19 protein-coding genes are annotated in these 16,472 nt (G+C 34.1%); 3 read left to right on the forward strand and 16 right to left on the reverse strand.

Annotation, left to right across the window (positions count from 1 at the left end; translation table 11 throughout):
* Positions 1-27: 27 nt before the first annotated feature.
* From atpB to LZQ00_RS12235, 4 genes are all read right to left on the reverse strand, one after another.
* Positions 28-1,233, reverse strand: a complete 1,206-nt coding sequence (gene atpB, locus LZQ00_RS12220; protein ID WP_234509573.1) for a F0F1 ATP synthase subunit A — start codon at positions 1,231-1,233, stop codon at positions 28-30.
* Positions 1,234-1,303: 70 nt separating this feature from the next.
* Positions 1,304-1,714 (reverse strand): hypothetical protein, encoded by a 411-nt coding sequence (locus LZQ00_RS12225; protein WP_234509574.1) that lies wholly within the window; start codon positions 1,712-1,714, stop codon positions 1,304-1,306.
* Positions 1,707-1,928 (reverse strand): AtpZ/AtpI family protein, encoded by a 222-nt coding sequence (locus LZQ00_RS12230; RefSeq protein WP_234509575.1) that lies wholly within the window; start codon positions 1,926-1,928, stop codon positions 1,707-1,709. The genes LZQ00_RS12225 and LZQ00_RS12230 overlap by 8 nt, the downstream gene beginning before the upstream one ends.
* Before the next feature lie 47 nt (positions 1,929-1,975).
* Positions 1,976-4,216 (reverse strand): helix-turn-helix domain-containing protein, encoded by a 2,241-nt coding sequence (locus tag LZQ00_RS12235; RefSeq protein WP_234509576.1) that lies wholly within the window; start codon positions 4,214-4,216, stop codon positions 1,976-1,978.
* Between the two features lie 257 nt (positions 4,217-4,473).
* On the opposite strand from LZQ00_RS12235, the gene LZQ00_RS12240 reads away from it, so the two are divergent.
* Entirely contained in the window at positions 4,474-4,971 is a 498-nt protein-coding gene (locus LZQ00_RS12240; RefSeq protein WP_234509577.1) for a phosphoheptose isomerase, read from the forward strand.
* 180 nt (positions 4,972-5,151) lie between these two features.
* On the opposite strand, the gene LZQ00_RS12245 is transcribed toward LZQ00_RS12240, so the two are convergent.
* From LZQ00_RS12245 to LZQ00_RS12260, 4 genes are all read right to left on the reverse strand, one after another.
* Complete coding sequence (locus LZQ00_RS12245) at positions 5,152-5,616, reverse strand: hypothetical protein (RefSeq protein ID WP_234509578.1); 465 nt, start codon at positions 5,614-5,616, stop codon at positions 5,152-5,154.
* 8 nt (positions 5,617-5,624) lie between these two features.
* The gene (locus LZQ00_RS12250; RefSeq protein WP_234509579.1) at positions 5,625-6,155 is read right to left on the reverse strand and encodes a hypothetical protein; all 531 of its coding nucleotides are present in this window, start codon (positions 6,153-6,155) and stop codon (positions 5,625-5,627) included.
* A 117-nt stretch (positions 6,156-6,272) separates the two neighbouring features.
* Complete coding sequence (locus LZQ00_RS12255; RefSeq protein WP_234509580.1) at positions 6,273-7,091, reverse strand: hypothetical protein; 819 nt, start codon at positions 7,089-7,091, stop codon at positions 6,273-6,275.
* Between the two features lie 173 nt (positions 7,092-7,264).
* Positions 7,265-8,326 carry a hypothetical protein gene (locus LZQ00_RS12260; RefSeq protein WP_234509581.1) on the reverse strand — a complete coding sequence of 354 codons (1,062 nt, stop codon included), beginning with the start codon at positions 8,324-8,326 and terminating at the stop codon, positions 7,265-7,267.
* An 858-nt stretch (positions 8,327-9,184) separates the two neighbouring features.
* Between LZQ00_RS12260 and LZQ00_RS12265 the strand changes: the two genes are divergently transcribed.
* Both LZQ00_RS12265 and LZQ00_RS12270 read left to right on the forward strand, forming a co-directional pair.
* A complete protein-coding gene (locus LZQ00_RS12265; RefSeq protein ID WP_234509582.1) occupies positions 9,185-9,364 on the forward strand; it encodes a hypothetical protein in 180 nt (59 codons plus the stop codon).
* Between the two features lie 179 nt (positions 9,365-9,543).
* Positions 9,544-10,776 (forward strand): IS256 family transposase, encoded by a 1,233-nt coding sequence (locus tag LZQ00_RS12270; RefSeq protein ID WP_234509583.1) that lies wholly within the window; start codon positions 9,544-9,546, stop codon positions 10,774-10,776.
* 605 nt (positions 10,777-11,381) lie between these two features.
* Here the strand turns inward: LZQ00_RS12270 and LZQ00_RS12275 are convergent.
* The 8 genes from LZQ00_RS12275 to LZQ00_RS12310 form a co-directional block, all read right to left on the reverse strand.
* On the reverse strand, positions 11,382-11,780 hold the full coding sequence (locus tag LZQ00_RS12275; RefSeq protein ID WP_234509584.1) for a hypothetical protein: 399 nt from the start codon (positions 11,778-11,780) through the stop codon (positions 11,382-11,384).
* A 68-nt stretch (positions 11,781-11,848) separates the two neighbouring features.
* The gene (locus LZQ00_RS12280; protein WP_234509585.1) at positions 11,849-12,058 is read right to left on the reverse strand and encodes a hypothetical protein; all 210 of its coding nucleotides are present in this window, start codon (positions 12,056-12,058) and stop codon (positions 11,849-11,851) included.
* Positions 12,059-12,160: 102 nt separating this feature from the next.
* Positions 12,161-12,586, reverse strand: a complete 426-nt coding sequence (locus LZQ00_RS12285) for a DUF4279 domain-containing protein (protein WP_234509586.1) — start codon at positions 12,584-12,586, stop codon at positions 12,161-12,163.
* Between the two features lie 103 nt (positions 12,587-12,689).
* Complete coding sequence (locus tag LZQ00_RS12290) at positions 12,690-12,944, reverse strand: hypothetical protein (protein ID WP_234509587.1); 255 nt, start codon at positions 12,942-12,944, stop codon at positions 12,690-12,692.
* Between the two features lie 216 nt (positions 12,945-13,160).
* On the reverse strand, positions 13,161-13,700 hold the full coding sequence (locus tag LZQ00_RS12295) for a hypothetical protein (RefSeq protein WP_234509588.1): 540 nt from the start codon (positions 13,698-13,700) through the stop codon (positions 13,161-13,163).
* On the reverse strand, positions 13,700-15,148 hold the full coding sequence (locus LZQ00_RS12300) for an RHS repeat-associated core domain-containing protein (RefSeq protein WP_234509589.1): 1,449 nt from the start codon (positions 15,146-15,148) through the stop codon (positions 13,700-13,702). Before LZQ00_RS12300 ends, LZQ00_RS12295 begins: the two co-directional genes overlap by 1 nt.
* A gap of 235 nt (positions 15,149-15,383) precedes the next feature.
* Positions 15,384-15,821, reverse strand: a complete 438-nt coding sequence (locus tag LZQ00_RS12305) for an SMI1/KNR4 family protein (RefSeq protein ID WP_234509590.1) — start codon at positions 15,819-15,821, stop codon at positions 15,384-15,386.
* A 165-nt stretch (positions 15,822-15,986) separates the two neighbouring features.
* Positions 15,987-16,454: an SMI1/KNR4 family protein gene (locus LZQ00_RS12310; protein WP_234509591.1), complete on the reverse strand. Its 468-nt coding sequence runs from the start codon at positions 16,452-16,454 to the stop codon at positions 15,987-15,989.
* Between the last annotated feature and the right edge of the window lie 18 nt (positions 16,455-16,472).

The following is a 16,472-nucleotide window of genomic DNA, read 5'->3' on the forward strand; positions in this document are numbered from 1 at the left end:
TAAATATAATTAAACAAAAAATTTCTTTTAGTGATGTGCTTCATTATGTTCCTCAACCGCCATACCAATGAAAAGGGATGACATCATCGTGAAAATAAATGCTTGCAAAAACGCAACTAATAATTCAATAACCATCAGGAAGGTTGTCAATAACATCGACACACCAATACTTCCTCCTAATGTTAACTGATTTTGCAATAGATAAACAACAGCAATCAATCCCATGATAACCGTGTGACCCGCTGTAATATTGGCAAATAAACGAACCATTAAAGAGAATGGTTTAGTAAACATACCTAAAACTTCAATTGGTGCCAACACTACTTTAAAAGGAACCGGTACACCTGGCATCCAAAAAATATGTTTCCAATAATCTTTATTCGCTTTAATATTGACGAATAAAAATGTAAAGATTGCTAAACAAAAGGTAATCGTGATATTACCGGTAACATTGAATCCCAGTGGAGTCAACCCTAATAAGTTTAATACCAGAATTAAGAAGAATACCGACAATAGATAAGGCATAAATTCTTTATAACGATGACCAATATTTGGGATAGCCATCTCATCACGAACATACAAGACCAATGGTTCTAAAACTCGGCCTACCCCTTTTGGTAAATTATTAGCCCCTTTTTTATACGTATTTGCTAAACTGATAAAACCCCAGAATAACAAAATAGCTGTTAAAATTAATCCCAAAACATTTTTGGTAATGGAGAAATCCAATGCTTTTGCATTTGTAGGATGAAAATCATGTGCTTCATGAAGTTCGTGAGAGTTGATTTTGTAAGATGCTTCAAACTCTTGATTTTGCTCCTTACCGTTAGCATCTTTTAGCGTGATATATTTTCCGGTCTCATCTTTATGATACTCATATCCATTCAACGTACCTTCAGCATCTGTTTTATAAATTTTACCGTGGTGTAAAGCATAGTACTGACCATCTTTTTCAACAACGGCATGACCATGATCAAACGCTCCTGATAAAAATACTTTCAAACCTCCATCGATTAAGATAACAGGTAACGAGAATCCATACGTTTTACCCGCTTCTTTATCTGTATACAAAGAGAAGTAATGATCATCTTGCAAGTGATGCTCAATGTATGACTTGATCTCTTTGTCTTGAGAATCAGGCGCTACGCTTGCTTCATTAGCCTTAGCCAAAAATGGATTAACAGCAAATAAAATCACTGTAAAAAAAAGAAATGCTTTCTTAACGCTCCCCATGTTCTGTTTTTATTTTTGCGCAAAAATACAATATTATTTGTCAAGTTTTGCGATTAATTTAAACTTTTTATTAAAACAACTTTTTGGTTGATTCTACTTCTTTATTAATGACCTTAAAAGCCACAAATACGTCGAAAAATAAGAATAGAAAAAACACAATTAAAAAATTATACTCGAAAATATCATCCAACGAATAGTTAAATCCATTTTTAAAAAAAAGATAACTCGCTGCCGCTTTTAGTGTAATTAATCCCAAAAAAATAAAACCTATGTTTTTAGGCATCACTGCGTCTGTAGCCAGTACGATGATCAGAATAATTAAAGATGCTATCGCTTCAAATAAATACAAACTATATAATTGAAATCCTGTAAGACTTTTAAAATCCTCCATTCCGAATGATGGTAAAGCGAAATAATGACCTCCAAATAGGATAATAGTGAAAATTAAAAGTATTGCAATAAATTTTATATAATTATTCATCTCTATTCAATCGATTAGCTTCTCGTATAAAATGGTATAGTGAGGCGAAAATACCAATAAAAGTACAGACTTTCATGGCAACATCATTAGAAAAATGATATTTCTCATCCAACCATGTCCCTAATAGATACATCAAATAAATCGTGGCTCCCATTTGCACAGGCAATGAGACAAAAACCATCCATTTATTGGGATTCTTATTAGACTTTCCCATGGCTATTTATAGCTAATGTTACAAACATACACATATTTTGAAAAATCTTAATCATGAACGGGGGTTTCTAGCACTTTTTGTCCAATTTTAATGTCGGGATAATCGATATCTGCCCCTAAAATCATTTTTAATTCTGATGATGATTTTCCAGGATTGGTTTTAATCGCATTCACAATAATCTCCAACTTACTCTGTGCGATCAATTCTGTCGCTTCGACTTCAGTCCCCACAAAATGAATGAGATGACCATAGATCGTTCCTGCCACCATGCCTCTTTTTACAGCAATTTCTTCAATAGTAGCCCCATCTTTATACAATTCCAATGTCACCTGTTTTGTATCCAGCTTCCCAGGAGATGCTCCCTCCTCTTTTTGTACGACAAGGTCTTCCTTCTCTTTCGTCTTCGATTGTTCCTGTACTTGCTCTAAAGCCGTTTGAAAATCATCTTTCTTGGACAATGCATCTGCAATGATCAGACATTGTTGCAATTGTTCCCTTTTACGCTTAAAATCCAACAACAACTCTTTCGCCTCATCGATATATTTTTTTGTACGCTTTTTAATCTGCCATTCTTTGATGTGTTTATCTAAGGCTTCAACTAGGTCTTTGTCCATTTTGGGCAGAAACCAGCTAACAGCAGAAGTTGTGCGCTCACAGATTAACACGTAATCAACATGTTCATCCGTCTTTTTCAACAATTCATACAATTGACCAATAAATTTATGCGCTACTTTTTCTTGTGTTGCTAAATTGGATTGCACAGTTGCCCAAAAAGCTTCCGCTTCTATTTTGCTATCAATATTTCGATCAGCCAATGCCGTTACCTGATCTTGACAAGCACCCGTCAAAGCATCCCAACGGAAACAATTGATCAGATTCTGAGCCAGGTAGCTTCTTTGACACTGTTCCAATATTTCTTTGATATCAGTTTGAAAAGAAGAACGCAAGGCAAATTCGACAACCTGTGCATCGGTACGAATAGCATAACTCGGGATAATGGATTTTAATACCAAGCCTTTTAGACTTGTTAATCTACTGAGTGCGACATACACCTGCCCAGCAGCAAAAGAGGTTCCTGCATCGATAATAGCCTTATCAAAGGTCAAACCTTGGCTTTTGTGAATCGTAATAGCCCACGCTAACCGCAACGGAAATTGTGAAAAAGTTCCCAGCACCTCTTCTTTGATCTGATCTTGCCCTTTATCATAATTATATTTAATATTCTCCCAAGTCTCCCGTTTGGCAACGACATCTTCACTCCCATCCGGAAATGAAACTGTTACGCTTTCTGCTTGCAGATTGATTTCTTTTACAGTACCGATTTTTCCATTGTAATACTTCCGATCGTCACCCGTATCATTACGAATGAACATCACTTGAGCACCAACCTTCAACGATAAAATCTCTTCTGCAGGATACGATCCTTGTGCAAAATCATCCTTCACGACAGCTTTCAGATTGAGCATTTTACCCGATAAACTGGCTAATGCTTTGCCGTTTATATCATCCGCATTACGGTTATGGGAAGTCAGTGTAATAAATTGATCTCCTTCTTTAGGTTCAAAATCAGGATGATAATATCCATTGAGCTGTTGCAACATCTCTGTGTCGCAATTATTGTTGCGAATAGCATTCAGAATAGAAATAAAACCTTCATCCTGTTGTCGATAGATTTTATCCAGTTCCAACAAAATTGGAGGATTGTCCCGTAGCACCTTTGCATTAAAGAAAAATATCGAACTATAATGATTACGAAGCACCTGCCATTCATGGTCACGTACCACAGGAGGCAATTGATATAAATCTCCAATAAAAAGTAATTGTAAACCTCCAAAAGGTCGCATATCACGACGGACAGATTGCAGGATGACATTGATGGCATCCAGCGTATCTGCACGAACCATCGATACCTCATCGATAACCAACAATTCCAATTCCTGAAGGATCGTACGGCGTTGTTTTGTCAGTTTAATGGTGCTAAACAATCGACTCTTATTATAAATATGGCCGTCTTGCTCATCCCATTTTAATTCATAGTCTTCTATAAAAGTTCCAAAAGGCAACCAAAACAAAGAGTGTAAGGTTGTCCCCCCAGCATTCATAGCTGCCACACCAGTGGGGGCAGTAATCGCCATTTTTTTATAACTATGATCACGTATGTATTTCAGAAATGTCGTTTTACCCGTTCCTGCTTTTCCCGTAAGAAAAATATGTTGATTTGTCTGGTTGACAAAAGCAACAGCTTGCATAAAAGATGTATTCTCACGATCGATCTTAATTTCTGACATATTGATAATTTAAATAGGAATACAAAACTAATCAAATATTTTGAGAGGAGATAATGATAGCCCTAGTGTAATCATGCTCAATATCATCTATGATGTCTGTACAGGAAGCTATATCGATTCAATAAATTTTAAAAAGAACAATTTCATTATAGAAGAAAATAATTTTAGCTAAATCGGTTGTGCAATTTTTATTTAAAAGATTTTTTTTATATTTAGCAATAAAAATAAACGTACATTCTTATTAAGTATATAATATTATGGTAACTGATAAATCGACGCTATTTGAGGAATTAGATAAAGCGTTAAAAGAAAAAGGATTTGAAATTGAAAAATCTGACCAAACAAGACCTTGGGGTGGTTTTTTTGTTATCAATGAAGATCAAGCGCAGAAATTTGCGAATGAATATTTCGATGGCCTAGACGTCAAAGATTTAAAAATTTCAGATAAACTAAGTCCAAAAATTTTAGTTGTAGCACCACAAAAAAGATTATCATGGCAATATCACCACCGTCGTGCTGAAATCTGGAAAGTAATCCATGGAACAGTTGGTGTGATGGTTTCGGATACAGATGATGAATCTGTTGTTCAGACCTTAAGTGCAGGTAGTATTATCAAACTTCGCCAAGGTCAACGCCACCGTCTAATTGGATTAGACGGATACGGTATCTTAGCGGAGATTTGGCAACATACAGATAGCGAAAATCCATCTAACGAAGATGATATTGTTCGCGTTCAGGATGATTTTGGCAGATAATATAGCTTTGTAATCAGATACAATTCATTTCAACAAAATAAAAAATCACGGAAGCTTTAAGTTTTCGTGATTTTTTATTTTAAGTTTTCAGGAAAAAGCTAAACCTAAATAATTTTATTTTTCTGTTCATTCAATTGTTCATTTCTTGTGTATTACGTGCCCAGCTTGTTAAGCAGAAACCTAAAAACTTGAAGTTATGTTATTGATGATATTGTTTTCTAGAAAAACGGTGTCTTGATTTAAAAATGCAGTTAAGCAATCAATAACGAACGGTTTATTGCATTCTTCCATTTCCAATTCTCTTAAAACAGTTTTTGTTTTTGATGCACCCAAGCCCAAAAAGCCTCTGCTTGTTTTTTCGATAGGTCTTATGTAGCGAACGTAAAAGTGTGGCCCATCATTGATTAAGGTATTGCCGTAAGTATATTGACCGCTAATGTTAAGGCAATGCTTAAAATTGAGGCTATCTGTAAATTCAATATCGAAAAAATAGTAATCCTGTATAGCCTCATCGTGTTTTTCGTAACTATCAATATTTAACTGTTCCCAATTTATATCTAAAAATGATTTGATTGTTTGCTCCTTATTGATGTAATTAATCGACCTAATGTTTTCTTCAAAAGGGTTTTGGAACGTTATTGTCATATTGTTCATTAATTTGGTTTAAAATAGTCGGAAATTTCATCAATCCAATCGCCTCCCTTATAAAATAACATGGAAACAATAACTAAAATTAGCAAATAAGCCAGTAGCCTTTTTGCAAAAAGTTTGTAACGATTTTCATCTTTCAAAACTCTGGCGTTAACAATTAAAAATAGTAAGCCTGAAATGATACCCGTTACAGTTCCCATAAAAAGAGCAGCAAAATTTACAAACACAGTTAAAATAACGACAATTAGCGCCAGAAACCCAGAGCTAGATTCCGTTAACTCGTCAGTTGGCAATAAAAAGAACCAACAAAAAACGCTAAAAGCGGCACTACAAAAGATAAAAAGTAGGCCTTTGAAAAAGTTTTTGCCCATTAAGCCATACATGGCAATGATGACTGCCGTAACCAAGGTTATATATGTGTAAATATAATCTGCGATAAAATCACTTTTACTACTTTCTATAGGGAAAATGATGCACAAGCTAATCAGCAGTACAACCGCAGCGGCAATAAGAAACCATTTTTTATTTTTCATGATCTGTTTTATTCTTGTAAAACCATTGCTATCTGACATCTTTTAATTGTTTATATCGGTTTCTAATATGTTTTATCCTTTCAAGGTTCTCTTTTTCTTATGTCTATCGATTTAATCTTAATATCCTGTAACCAATAAATTTCTCGATGCTTTTAAACTACATTTTTGGAATTTGGTATAAGCCATAGCACTTTTAGTACGAATTTCTTCTGCCGTTCCGCCAGCAATGTAACGACTCAAAGCATCGTGTAAAGTGTAAGCTTCGGGTGCCATTAAACCAGTTGTCCATACAAGTGGATTTGCTTTTGTCTGTGTTAAATGTGGAGCAAAATATTTTTTACTGATGCAGGCCAAAATTATGGCATCGCGTTGTTGTCCATCAGCATTGGTAAAATTTTCGTTCAGCTGAAAATCCATTAAACCATCATGCCCAATGTAAGCCACTAATTTTGCATTGCCGTTTATACCAATTGTTGTCTTATTTATGTTGATAGTATCTTTTAGTTGCCCAGCAGCGCTATATAAAAAATCTGTCGTTGTTTTTTTGATGTATTGCCCATCATAAGCATCGGCAACGAGATAATAATTTTGTGTGGTATGCTTAAATATTAAACGCTCCATTCGTACTTTATCAAGTTTTTCGGACCGTAGTAATTTCCACTCTTTACTCTTTTTAAAATAGCTTTTCACGCCATAAGAACAGCCCCAATATAAATTATTGTTTGGATCTTGTCCGTTGCCTATTAACTTGGGTACGGGTACAATACCTTGGTATTTATTATCGCAAAGTGCAACAAAAACATGAATGGTTTTGGTTGATGTATCGTAATTGGATACATTTTTCACTTGCGTTTTAGGCGTTCCAGTACTTTTTGTTTGCCCTTGGCAACTCGTAGCCAAGACGATAAATATTAGGCAGGTTAGTATATTTTTCATCCGTATACAATTTATTTTTTATTGGTAATCTTGATAACTTGTAATGCTACTCGAAAGTATTTTTGTCCAATCGTTTGCGGTGATTTTTTTCTGTGCCAACACAACATTTGAAATACAACATAAAACCATTAAAAGAAGTGATATTTTTTTCATAATTTGCTAATTGAGTTGTTTTACTGATTGTTTTTTTTGCGGATTAAATACATTTTTTGGCTGTCGGAAGAATAAAATGCAAAACCATTAGCTGAAATATAAAACGATGGTCTGAAAATTATTGCCCCAGAATCTCGGTCTCTTACTTTGTAAAATCGATTTTTAAAGTCATCAAATTTTTCATTTTCCACAACGATATTGGGTGCAAAAAAATTAAAATCTTTGCCGCCAATTTGTGTTTTAAAGAAAGCTTTTCCGCGCCAATTGGTTACACTATACCCAGGATTTCCTCCGCCAATATGGTGGTCATAGCTTAATTTTTCTTCAGGATGAAAATGTAAAAAATTAACATTGTCTGGTAGATCAAAATCTTCTTCGCCTGTCCAAAAAACATCTATACAGTAGCGATCCGCTGTTTCACTACGATCAAGGCTTCTGTATGCTGGCAATTTTTGCCACAACATCTGCCATTGTCTGTCTTGATAAAAGAAAAACTGCATGTAATAATTATCATTATTGGTCACATTTTTAAAAAACCAATATTTTCCATCTTTTTTTGCATTTTCAATTTTTTGATTTACTTTTTCTTCAGCCCAATTCAAATCTTCATTTAAAACCTTAATGGCTTGTTTGGTTGTGTCGCCGTTTTGAGGCCAAGTGGTATAATAGGCTTCGTCATAATTGGTGAAAACCATAAAATCATCTATGAATTCTGGCGAATACTCGTCTTGAGGCAAATACAAAGTATCTACTCGCGCTCCATCGCTATTTATTTTATAATAAATTTGATCGCCTTGGGTTTTCTCATTTTTTTCTGCATCACAAGACACAATCAAATGGTTGTTTACCGATGGAAAAACACGAATTGGGTGGGGCGAAGCGGAGCTCAACGCTTGGGTTTCACAAAACAACTTTACCTCGAAGTTTTCGGAACGGTATTTTTCGTTGATTTCTTGAAAATGTGCATATGCTGAAGCCAATGGTTTTTTATTACGTCCCAAAATGCCATCACAAGAGGAAAAGCAAGAAGCTAAAAGGATTGTAGTAAGGAAGATGATAACATAAAAGGTTGTTTTTTTCATTGTGCTAGACAAAAAATTAGAATTAATTATTTCATTTTTTTCTATTTATAATCCTTTTCAAACAAGGAAAACTCAATCTTCGGGAAATACAAAAATCTTATTTTTCATTATCAATGATTTTAGGGAATTCCCAATTTTTATTGAGTTTTTCTTTTAATTGCGTAATATTTCGTCTCCTCTAAATAATTTTCCTTCTAAAGATATACATCTCTATTGTAGAAATGTAAAATCATTTACAATTTGACGAGCATAGTTTACAATTCGTTGAAAAAGATTCGTGCTTTTAAAAAAAGTTGTGAAGTACCTCAAATGTTTTCGACAGTTGGTATATCTTTGTAGTCAGATACAATGTCATTTCAACAAAATAAAAAAATCAAGTTGTACAGACTAACAAAAAGTCTACTTTAAAAATCAGCAACTTAATCAAACCGCAACAGTCAATCCAAAAAAACAAGAAACCAAAGTTGGGATTATATGCCAGTATTCGGCAACTGAACGCCAAATAAAGTCACTGGAAGCAACATTAGGGATGCTTATTGGAATAGGCTTTTATTTCCGAGGTATAAATGACGTAACATGGAAATAACGGTTTTAGACATTCAGATTTTAAAAACATTGCATAGGGAAGTCAAGGAAGTTTCCAAATTGATTGAGAAAATTACTTCACCTTACAAGGCACTGCAACAGGCAACAAAATGACTAGATCAACAAGAAGTTTGTCAAGTAAAAGGACGTTACAAACGTACAAGGTAAAGAGCATGCTTGGGGTAACGCACATCAATCGGAAGACTTATATTTCAGATTGTCTGAAGTGGAACTACTGATGTAGGGAGAGCGGCCATTAAAAAAGCAAAAGAGATGAAACAGGTTGGAAATTCAAACGAACATATGCTTGCCTTGCTCGAAGCTGTGGTAGGTATCAAAAATGAACTGCTGTATATCAAGGAATATTTTCACTCACTCTTAAAAAAGGAAATCTACCTGACAGGAGGACAGGTTTGCGAGATGCTTCACATCAGCAAACGGACGTTACAATAGTACAGGGATAACAGACTGATACCCTTCATCAAACTCAAAAGGAAAATTATTTTCATAAAAAGTAATATTATTAAGATGTTGAAAGATAACTATCAGCGTTAGCGAGACTGTAACGAGAACTGTGTCAACGGAATAATTTAATAAGATTTTTTATATTTAATTATTCAAACGACATGGTCATGAAAGAAAAGACCCCATTCGACTTTGACCGCTTCAAACAGGAAGCCATGCAAGGTCTCTACAACGGCAAGAGTCTATCTCCCAACGACGGCGTTCTAGCGCCCTTAATGAAACATTTACTGGAGTCTATGATGGATGGAGAGCTAGAGAATCATCTTCAAGAGGAGAAGGCCTCTGGCAGCTCTAATCGTCGTAATGGAAAGACAAAAAAGACAGTTCGAGGTCTTAATACAGGTACTTTTGAACTAGAATCAGGGCGTGATAGATCTGGCACATTCGAACCTAAAGTAGTTCCCAAGCGTCAGCTTATTATTACAGAACAGCTAGAAGGGCATGTTCTTGGTATGTATGCCAAAGGCATGAGTACGCGTGCTATCAGCGATTTTATTCGTGAGATGTACGCTATGGATATTTCTGCTACTGAAATATCCCGTATCACAGAAAGTGTCATGCCAGCAGTAAATGAGTGGAGAAGTCGTCCATTGGAAGCAGTATATCCCTTTGTGTTCTTAGACTGCATGCACTATAAAATACGTCAGAATGGTACAGTTGAATCTAGGGCTATTTATAATATATTAGGTGTAGGGATGGATGGACGTAAAGATCTGATAGGTCTTTATAGCTCAGAGAATGAAGGTGCAAAGTTTTGGTTATCTGTTCTCACAGACCTAAAACAGCGTGGTGTCGAAGATATTCTAATTGCCTGTATCGATGGTTTGAAAGGCTTCCCCGAAGCTATTGAAGCTATTTTCCCTAAAACTAAAGTTCAGTTATGTATTGTCCACCAGATCAGATCAAGTATGCGCTATGTTACAGAAAAAGATAAAAAAGCAGTCATTGAAGATCTAAAACCTGTTTATAAAGCGATTAACGAAGAAATGGGCTACGAAAACTTACTCGCCTTTGAGGAGAAATGGGGTAAGAAATATCCAATTGCTGCTAAATCCTGGCTGGACAATTGGATCAACTTATCTACTTTTTTCGAATACGATGAACAGGTTCGCAAGGCTATTTACACCACTAATCCTATTGAAGGCATGCACCGTCAGATCCGTAAAATTACGAAGTCTAAAGGTGCATTCAGTTCTGAGCAAGCTCTTATGAAGTTAATGTTCCTGATAATTAAGGATATCTCTAAAAAGTGGACAATGCCGATGCACAACTGGGGCTTGACGATATCTCAACTTTATATTAAATTTGGAGATAGGCTCAAGCTGGATAGAGGATTTTAGCATTAGATAATTATCCAATGACACAGTTTGAGTTACACTCCCATATGGTTTTTAGTATTGTTTTCGGAGTTATTTATGGGACGATTCTTCAAGTTGTAAATTTTGCTAAAATTAAAAATTCGAAAGGCATATTTATCTCTATAGTATATGGGGTTGTTTTCGTAATATTTCAAATTTATATAACATATTATATTCATGAAAATTATCTGAAAGATAATCAAGGTCTTTTCTACGTAACATTTTTTATTTCTGGAGTTGGAGCATCAGGATTATTTTACATTAGAGACCTCATGTTTCCAAAAGATCTAAAATATAGAGCTAGATCGTTTGTTGCTCCTCTAATTATTTCGATACTAGCATGGATAGCTCTGCATATAAATATTTTTATAGGTTAAATTATACAGAATATCTTCCAAGGAATTAAGCCAAACGAACTTGTAATCTCCATGTATGATCTCTTGGTGTTTCCAGATACAAAAACTTAAATTCAAGTCGTGTTTCATAAAATTGATTGTTATACTTGTTATAAATCTAGTGATTGTTGATGATATCAAAAAAGGTATGAACTTTCGTCCATCCCTTTTAAAAATATTCAAAAGAAATTCTTACTTTGATAAGAAAAACTCATAGTTTTTATTATTTAGCTCAATTGTAATGGTATCACGACGTAGCTTATCTTTCTTCTTACTATACCACTTTTTATCTCTGATTTTTAATGTTGCTTGATAAACATTGACAGAATCATTGTGATACATATGAAAAGGTAACTCATTAATTCGTTCACCACTCACCTTCTTTAGATACAAAATGCTACCATCATTTTTTGTTAATTTTACAGAATCGTCAACAGATAAATCAGTACTTAAACACACTGATTTCCAACGTGTTGAATGAACCCATAAATTTAGAATACTGTACTGATCTTTATAGACATAGCCATACTTCGCAGAAGAATCACTATTTGTTACGTTTTTCATATAGTAATGATCATACCTTGGTGACATAGGCATTATACAACTGTTCAGCATAAATAAGCTCAATAAAAAAACTATTACTTTCATATTATATTCAATTATCTTTGGATTTCGAGCCTTTTTTGTTCAGCATCAAATTCATTATAAGGAGCTCCATTCTTTCTTTCAGTTTCATAAGGAACAATACCCATAAATATAGCTACAACTATCTGTTCCCAAATTCCTTTTGCTTGAAAGTTTGCCCATCCTTGTTCTTGGACTAAGTTGAAAAATATTATTGAATTTTCTATTAAAATATTTATCTCCATAAATATGGATGATAATATCAAAAATAGCACGGACTATACGTTCGTGCTATCCATCCATTTAAAGTTCTAAAAGAATATTATTATGAAAACTTCTCATATTTTTCATTCTTCTTCATCGTCTAAATCAGGAGTATAAATTTCAACATCAAAGATGGCATTCACTTCTCTGATAAAAGCATTATATCTCTTATCAAGATAAATTCGAGGAGCACTTTCTTCCTTATTATTGATAAAAATAGCGCAAGAAAATTCACAATGATATTTTTCTGCGTATTCTCGTAAAATAGGAATTTTAGGTTCGAGAGCATCCAATATTTTATCCATTTGTGTTACAAAATCATCTGGGTTGTTGTAAGGAGTTCCATATATCCATCCACTGTCTTTTGCTAATCTTTCATATTGAGGATATACGTGTTCTCCTTTTACATATACCTTATAAGGAAGTAAGCCAAGCGTACTTGTAATCTCTTCATGTGTGACATCTTCGTATTGCCAGATACAAAACCTTAAACTTAAATCGTGTTTCATAAGTCCATAAGAAAATGTTATATAGTTTCAAATGAATAGTGGAAACTCTAATGAGTTCCCACTATTCATTTATTATACTTAAATAAATGAAATTTATATTATCTTATTTGGACTTACTCTTCATTAAAGAAACTGGATAAAATAACGCTAGTGAAATTAAAGCTACTGCAATAGTAATCTTCTTTTCCAAGTCTATTTTCTTTTTTAATTCCTTTGCTTCTTTAATCTGTTGTTCAGTTGGGCCTAAACCCTCTAGTTGGGTCTCATATTTTTCTGAAACCAATAAATTTAAATAACTGTTACAAGATCCCACTAGAATAATAATTAATCCTGCTATTAATATTGTTTTTAATTTCATATCAAATTATTTTGGTCTTTTATGACTTTCCTGCTAACTTATGCATGATATGATTCAGCCCTATCCGCAAGTAGACGAGGAAGATAAATCTATTGTAGTTAAAATTGTACAAACAATACTCACAAAGAAAAAATTTAAAAACTTCTTTAATAAAAATGTCGCCGTTTTATAAAAAAATCCCGCCTTTCGGCGGGATTATTATTAAGATATAGATTATTATATTTCTTCTATCTTTTTCTTGAGCTCATCAGCTTTTTTAACATCTTTCTCGACACCAATTCCATTTCTGTAAATTTCGGCAAGCATTAATATGGACTCAATATCATTCAACAAAGCCCCTTTTTTCAAATATTTCAAAGCTGTGGATTTATCTTTTTCATTAAGTCTCAATAAGGCATTAATATCAAAATCATTGTTATTATTGATTGCAACTATATCTACAAAAACCTGATTACAACCTGCTCCATTATTGTATTTATCTGCCATAATCAATGCATATTTGTGCAATTCTTTATAATTAGAAAGATTGTCATAATGAATTAAAAGTCTGCTAAACGAGCCTACATCTCCTTTATTAATTACATTTTTTTGATATTCTTCTATTTGATTATTCGTAAATACTGAAGCAGTATCAATTACTGTTACTACAGTATCTGAATTATTAACGGGTTGTGTCAAATCTTTTTTCACAACATTATTTCTATTACAGCCTATTGTAAAAAATAAAACTGTCAAAAGTTTACCTATATTTCTCATTATTTTCCGTATCCCAATTGTAAATTTATAGTAGTCATATTTTGACCATTAACAAAATTATACCATCTTCCAGGATTAATTAAGTTATTTCGACCCGATACAGTTCCCCAAGAAACATTCCTTTTTGTAATTGCAACATAATAATTATTAGGTGCCATAACTGAAGAAAATCTAAAAGCCTTTGAAATCATACTGGCAAATCCATTACCTGTATTGCAAGACATTAATTCTATTTTTATGCTTCCTCCGTTTTCTCTGTAATTTCTCCAAGTTGGGCTTCTTTCCATAAGGGCTTTATCAAATTGTTCTGCATTCTTAATAGACACTCCATCAGGACCAACTATCAAATTTTTATTTCCGTGAGCATATATCCTAACTGTTCCTTCAGGAACATTGTTATCATTGTTAGCAACGGTATAAAGACCGCCATCTTCGTCCTCATTAAACCAATTCAATTTATCTCCTTGTGCATCATTTGTGGCTTTTGCGGAACGACCTTTTCCTTTTTCATCCCCTGGGCCTGCTAACTTATGCATCGCATGATTCAATCCAGCGACAACACCTCCTACGATTGCACCTTGCCAGAAGTTACCACCAGTAAGTTCCGCTCCGATACCACCAGATAAGGCTCCAAAACCAATCATTCCATAGGTACTTTGAGAAAATTGAGCTAATCCTACACCGTTCATCATTTGGCCCCAACCGTAAGCACCTAAACTTCCTAACAAACCTCCAGCTGCTGAACTTAAGAAATTTGCTCCTTGGACCAGCCCCAGAACGCCTTGGGCAACACCATGTACCCCCGCTTGCAAGAGTGCATTGCCAAAAGTTTGTGCCGCGGTACTAAATAGTTCCCCAATACCAGCTGTAACAGCACCAGAAACAGCACCAAATAAAGTTGCTCTGAGTGCTCCTCCAACACTCCATTGGCCTATATTTCCAGAAACCGCTAGGCCAAGCGTATAACTTGCTAGTCCAATACCTGCTCCAATAATCGCTCCTGTCGCTACAGTTGCCCATAAGGCGCTTAACCCCCAAGCTGCTAAGAATGCAAAGAAGAACACCTCTCCATTTGGATCATTGTGCATCAATGGATTGTTCAGCACATACCCATATTTATTGTAATTTTGGGTATTGAATATATCCTGAATATGCTCATCAGCATTTAAGAATCTCCTCAACGATGGGTCATATAAACGACCATTCATATGGACAATCCCTATCTCGTCAAAATGTTCATGAGAAGTATATCCTCTATCTAGCAGATCCATTGTTCCATGGGTCAGATTGCCCCAGGCATCAAAATGACGCTCTTCTAACAAAGTACCGTCTTCGCTACTGATGGCTAAGATACTGCCTAAATAATCCTTGTGCAAGAATCTATAAGAACCACTACTCCCTATCTGGTTTAAGTGTTCGCTTTTCCAGCGGCCACTTAAATCCAACATAAAATCCAAGACTCTGTCTGGAAATGGAACAGACGATTAAGTATTTGTAGCGCTATATTTCGGGTTTGGAGACCGTACTTCAAAAGAGAGAATTGAAGAGACCCTTTGGAACAATAAACCGGAGGAGGTTTCTAATGGAATGAGCCCGATGGAATATCGAGCTCATTATAACAAATCTAATAACTAAATTTGTCCAACTTTTTAGGAACAGTTTAACTGACAACCTCTATACAAATTATTTATTGTTAAGAGCATGATTTATAAATTCCTCAATAAAACTACTAAAAGAAACATGTGTTTTTATAAAATAAACTTCATCTCCATTTTCATTTGTATAAATCTTACTCTCATCATATCCATAGACAGGTGGATTTTCACCTTCATCCAAAAAGAAAAAGAGACAATTGCTTCCGTTAAAATCAGCAAAAGCAAAATATGGTCTTAGCTTCAAATTTACACTTTCCATACTCTCCTTTATATTTTGTTGTCGCCAATTTAGATATTTTGCTTCTGAACTCCAACCATCAATAATCTGCTCAGTTTCTCCTCCTAAATATAAAAATTCTTTATAGGCCTGAGGAAATTTGATAGTGAACCATTGTTCTAATTTATCAATTTCTACCTCAGATATCCCTTCGTTTTCAAATCTTCCTACTTTAGGATTATTTTTCATTTTGGTTAAATATTGTATTTCCATCATATTAATTTTTAAGGTTAGCTACTTTAAATTTTAGATAAAATTTATTTAGTTCTCTGGCATACAAAACTTTAAGATAATTATACAAAAACAGCACAGTTTAAATCCACGCTACTTTATTTATTTGACTCTAATGGATAGTTATTTATCATTCAACGCCTCATCAATACATCTATCAATATATTCATTAAAAGAGTTTCTAAATTTTAAATACGAAACAGGCTCATTCTTATCATTTAATAGTCCTTTTTCTGCTATAAAGCTATAAACAGCAGGATTTTCACCATCATTTAATAAAAAGAACATAAAAGAATCAAAATCACCATATTCTGCAAAACACCAAAAATTTTTTAAATCTAGATTTTCTGTCTCTACTTTTTCTTTTGCTAATTTTTGCATAGATTCCAAACCATCAAAATCCAATTCAAAATTATTAATGATATTATCATATCTTCCACCTAAAAGCAAGAACTCTTTATATGCTTTGGGTAAAGTTACATTGAGTTTATTTTCCAGCCGCGAAATTTCTTCCTCGGATACTCCTTCATTTTCTCTTTTACCAATCTTAGGTGTATTTTTCATTTTGGTTAAATATTCTATTTGCATCATATTAATTTTTAAGGTTAG

The sequence above is a fragment of the Sphingobacterium sp. SRCM116780 genome (genome assembly GCF_021442025.1).
Taxonomy (GTDB): domain Bacteria; phylum Bacteroidota; class Bacteroidia; order Sphingobacteriales; family Sphingobacteriaceae; genus Sphingobacterium.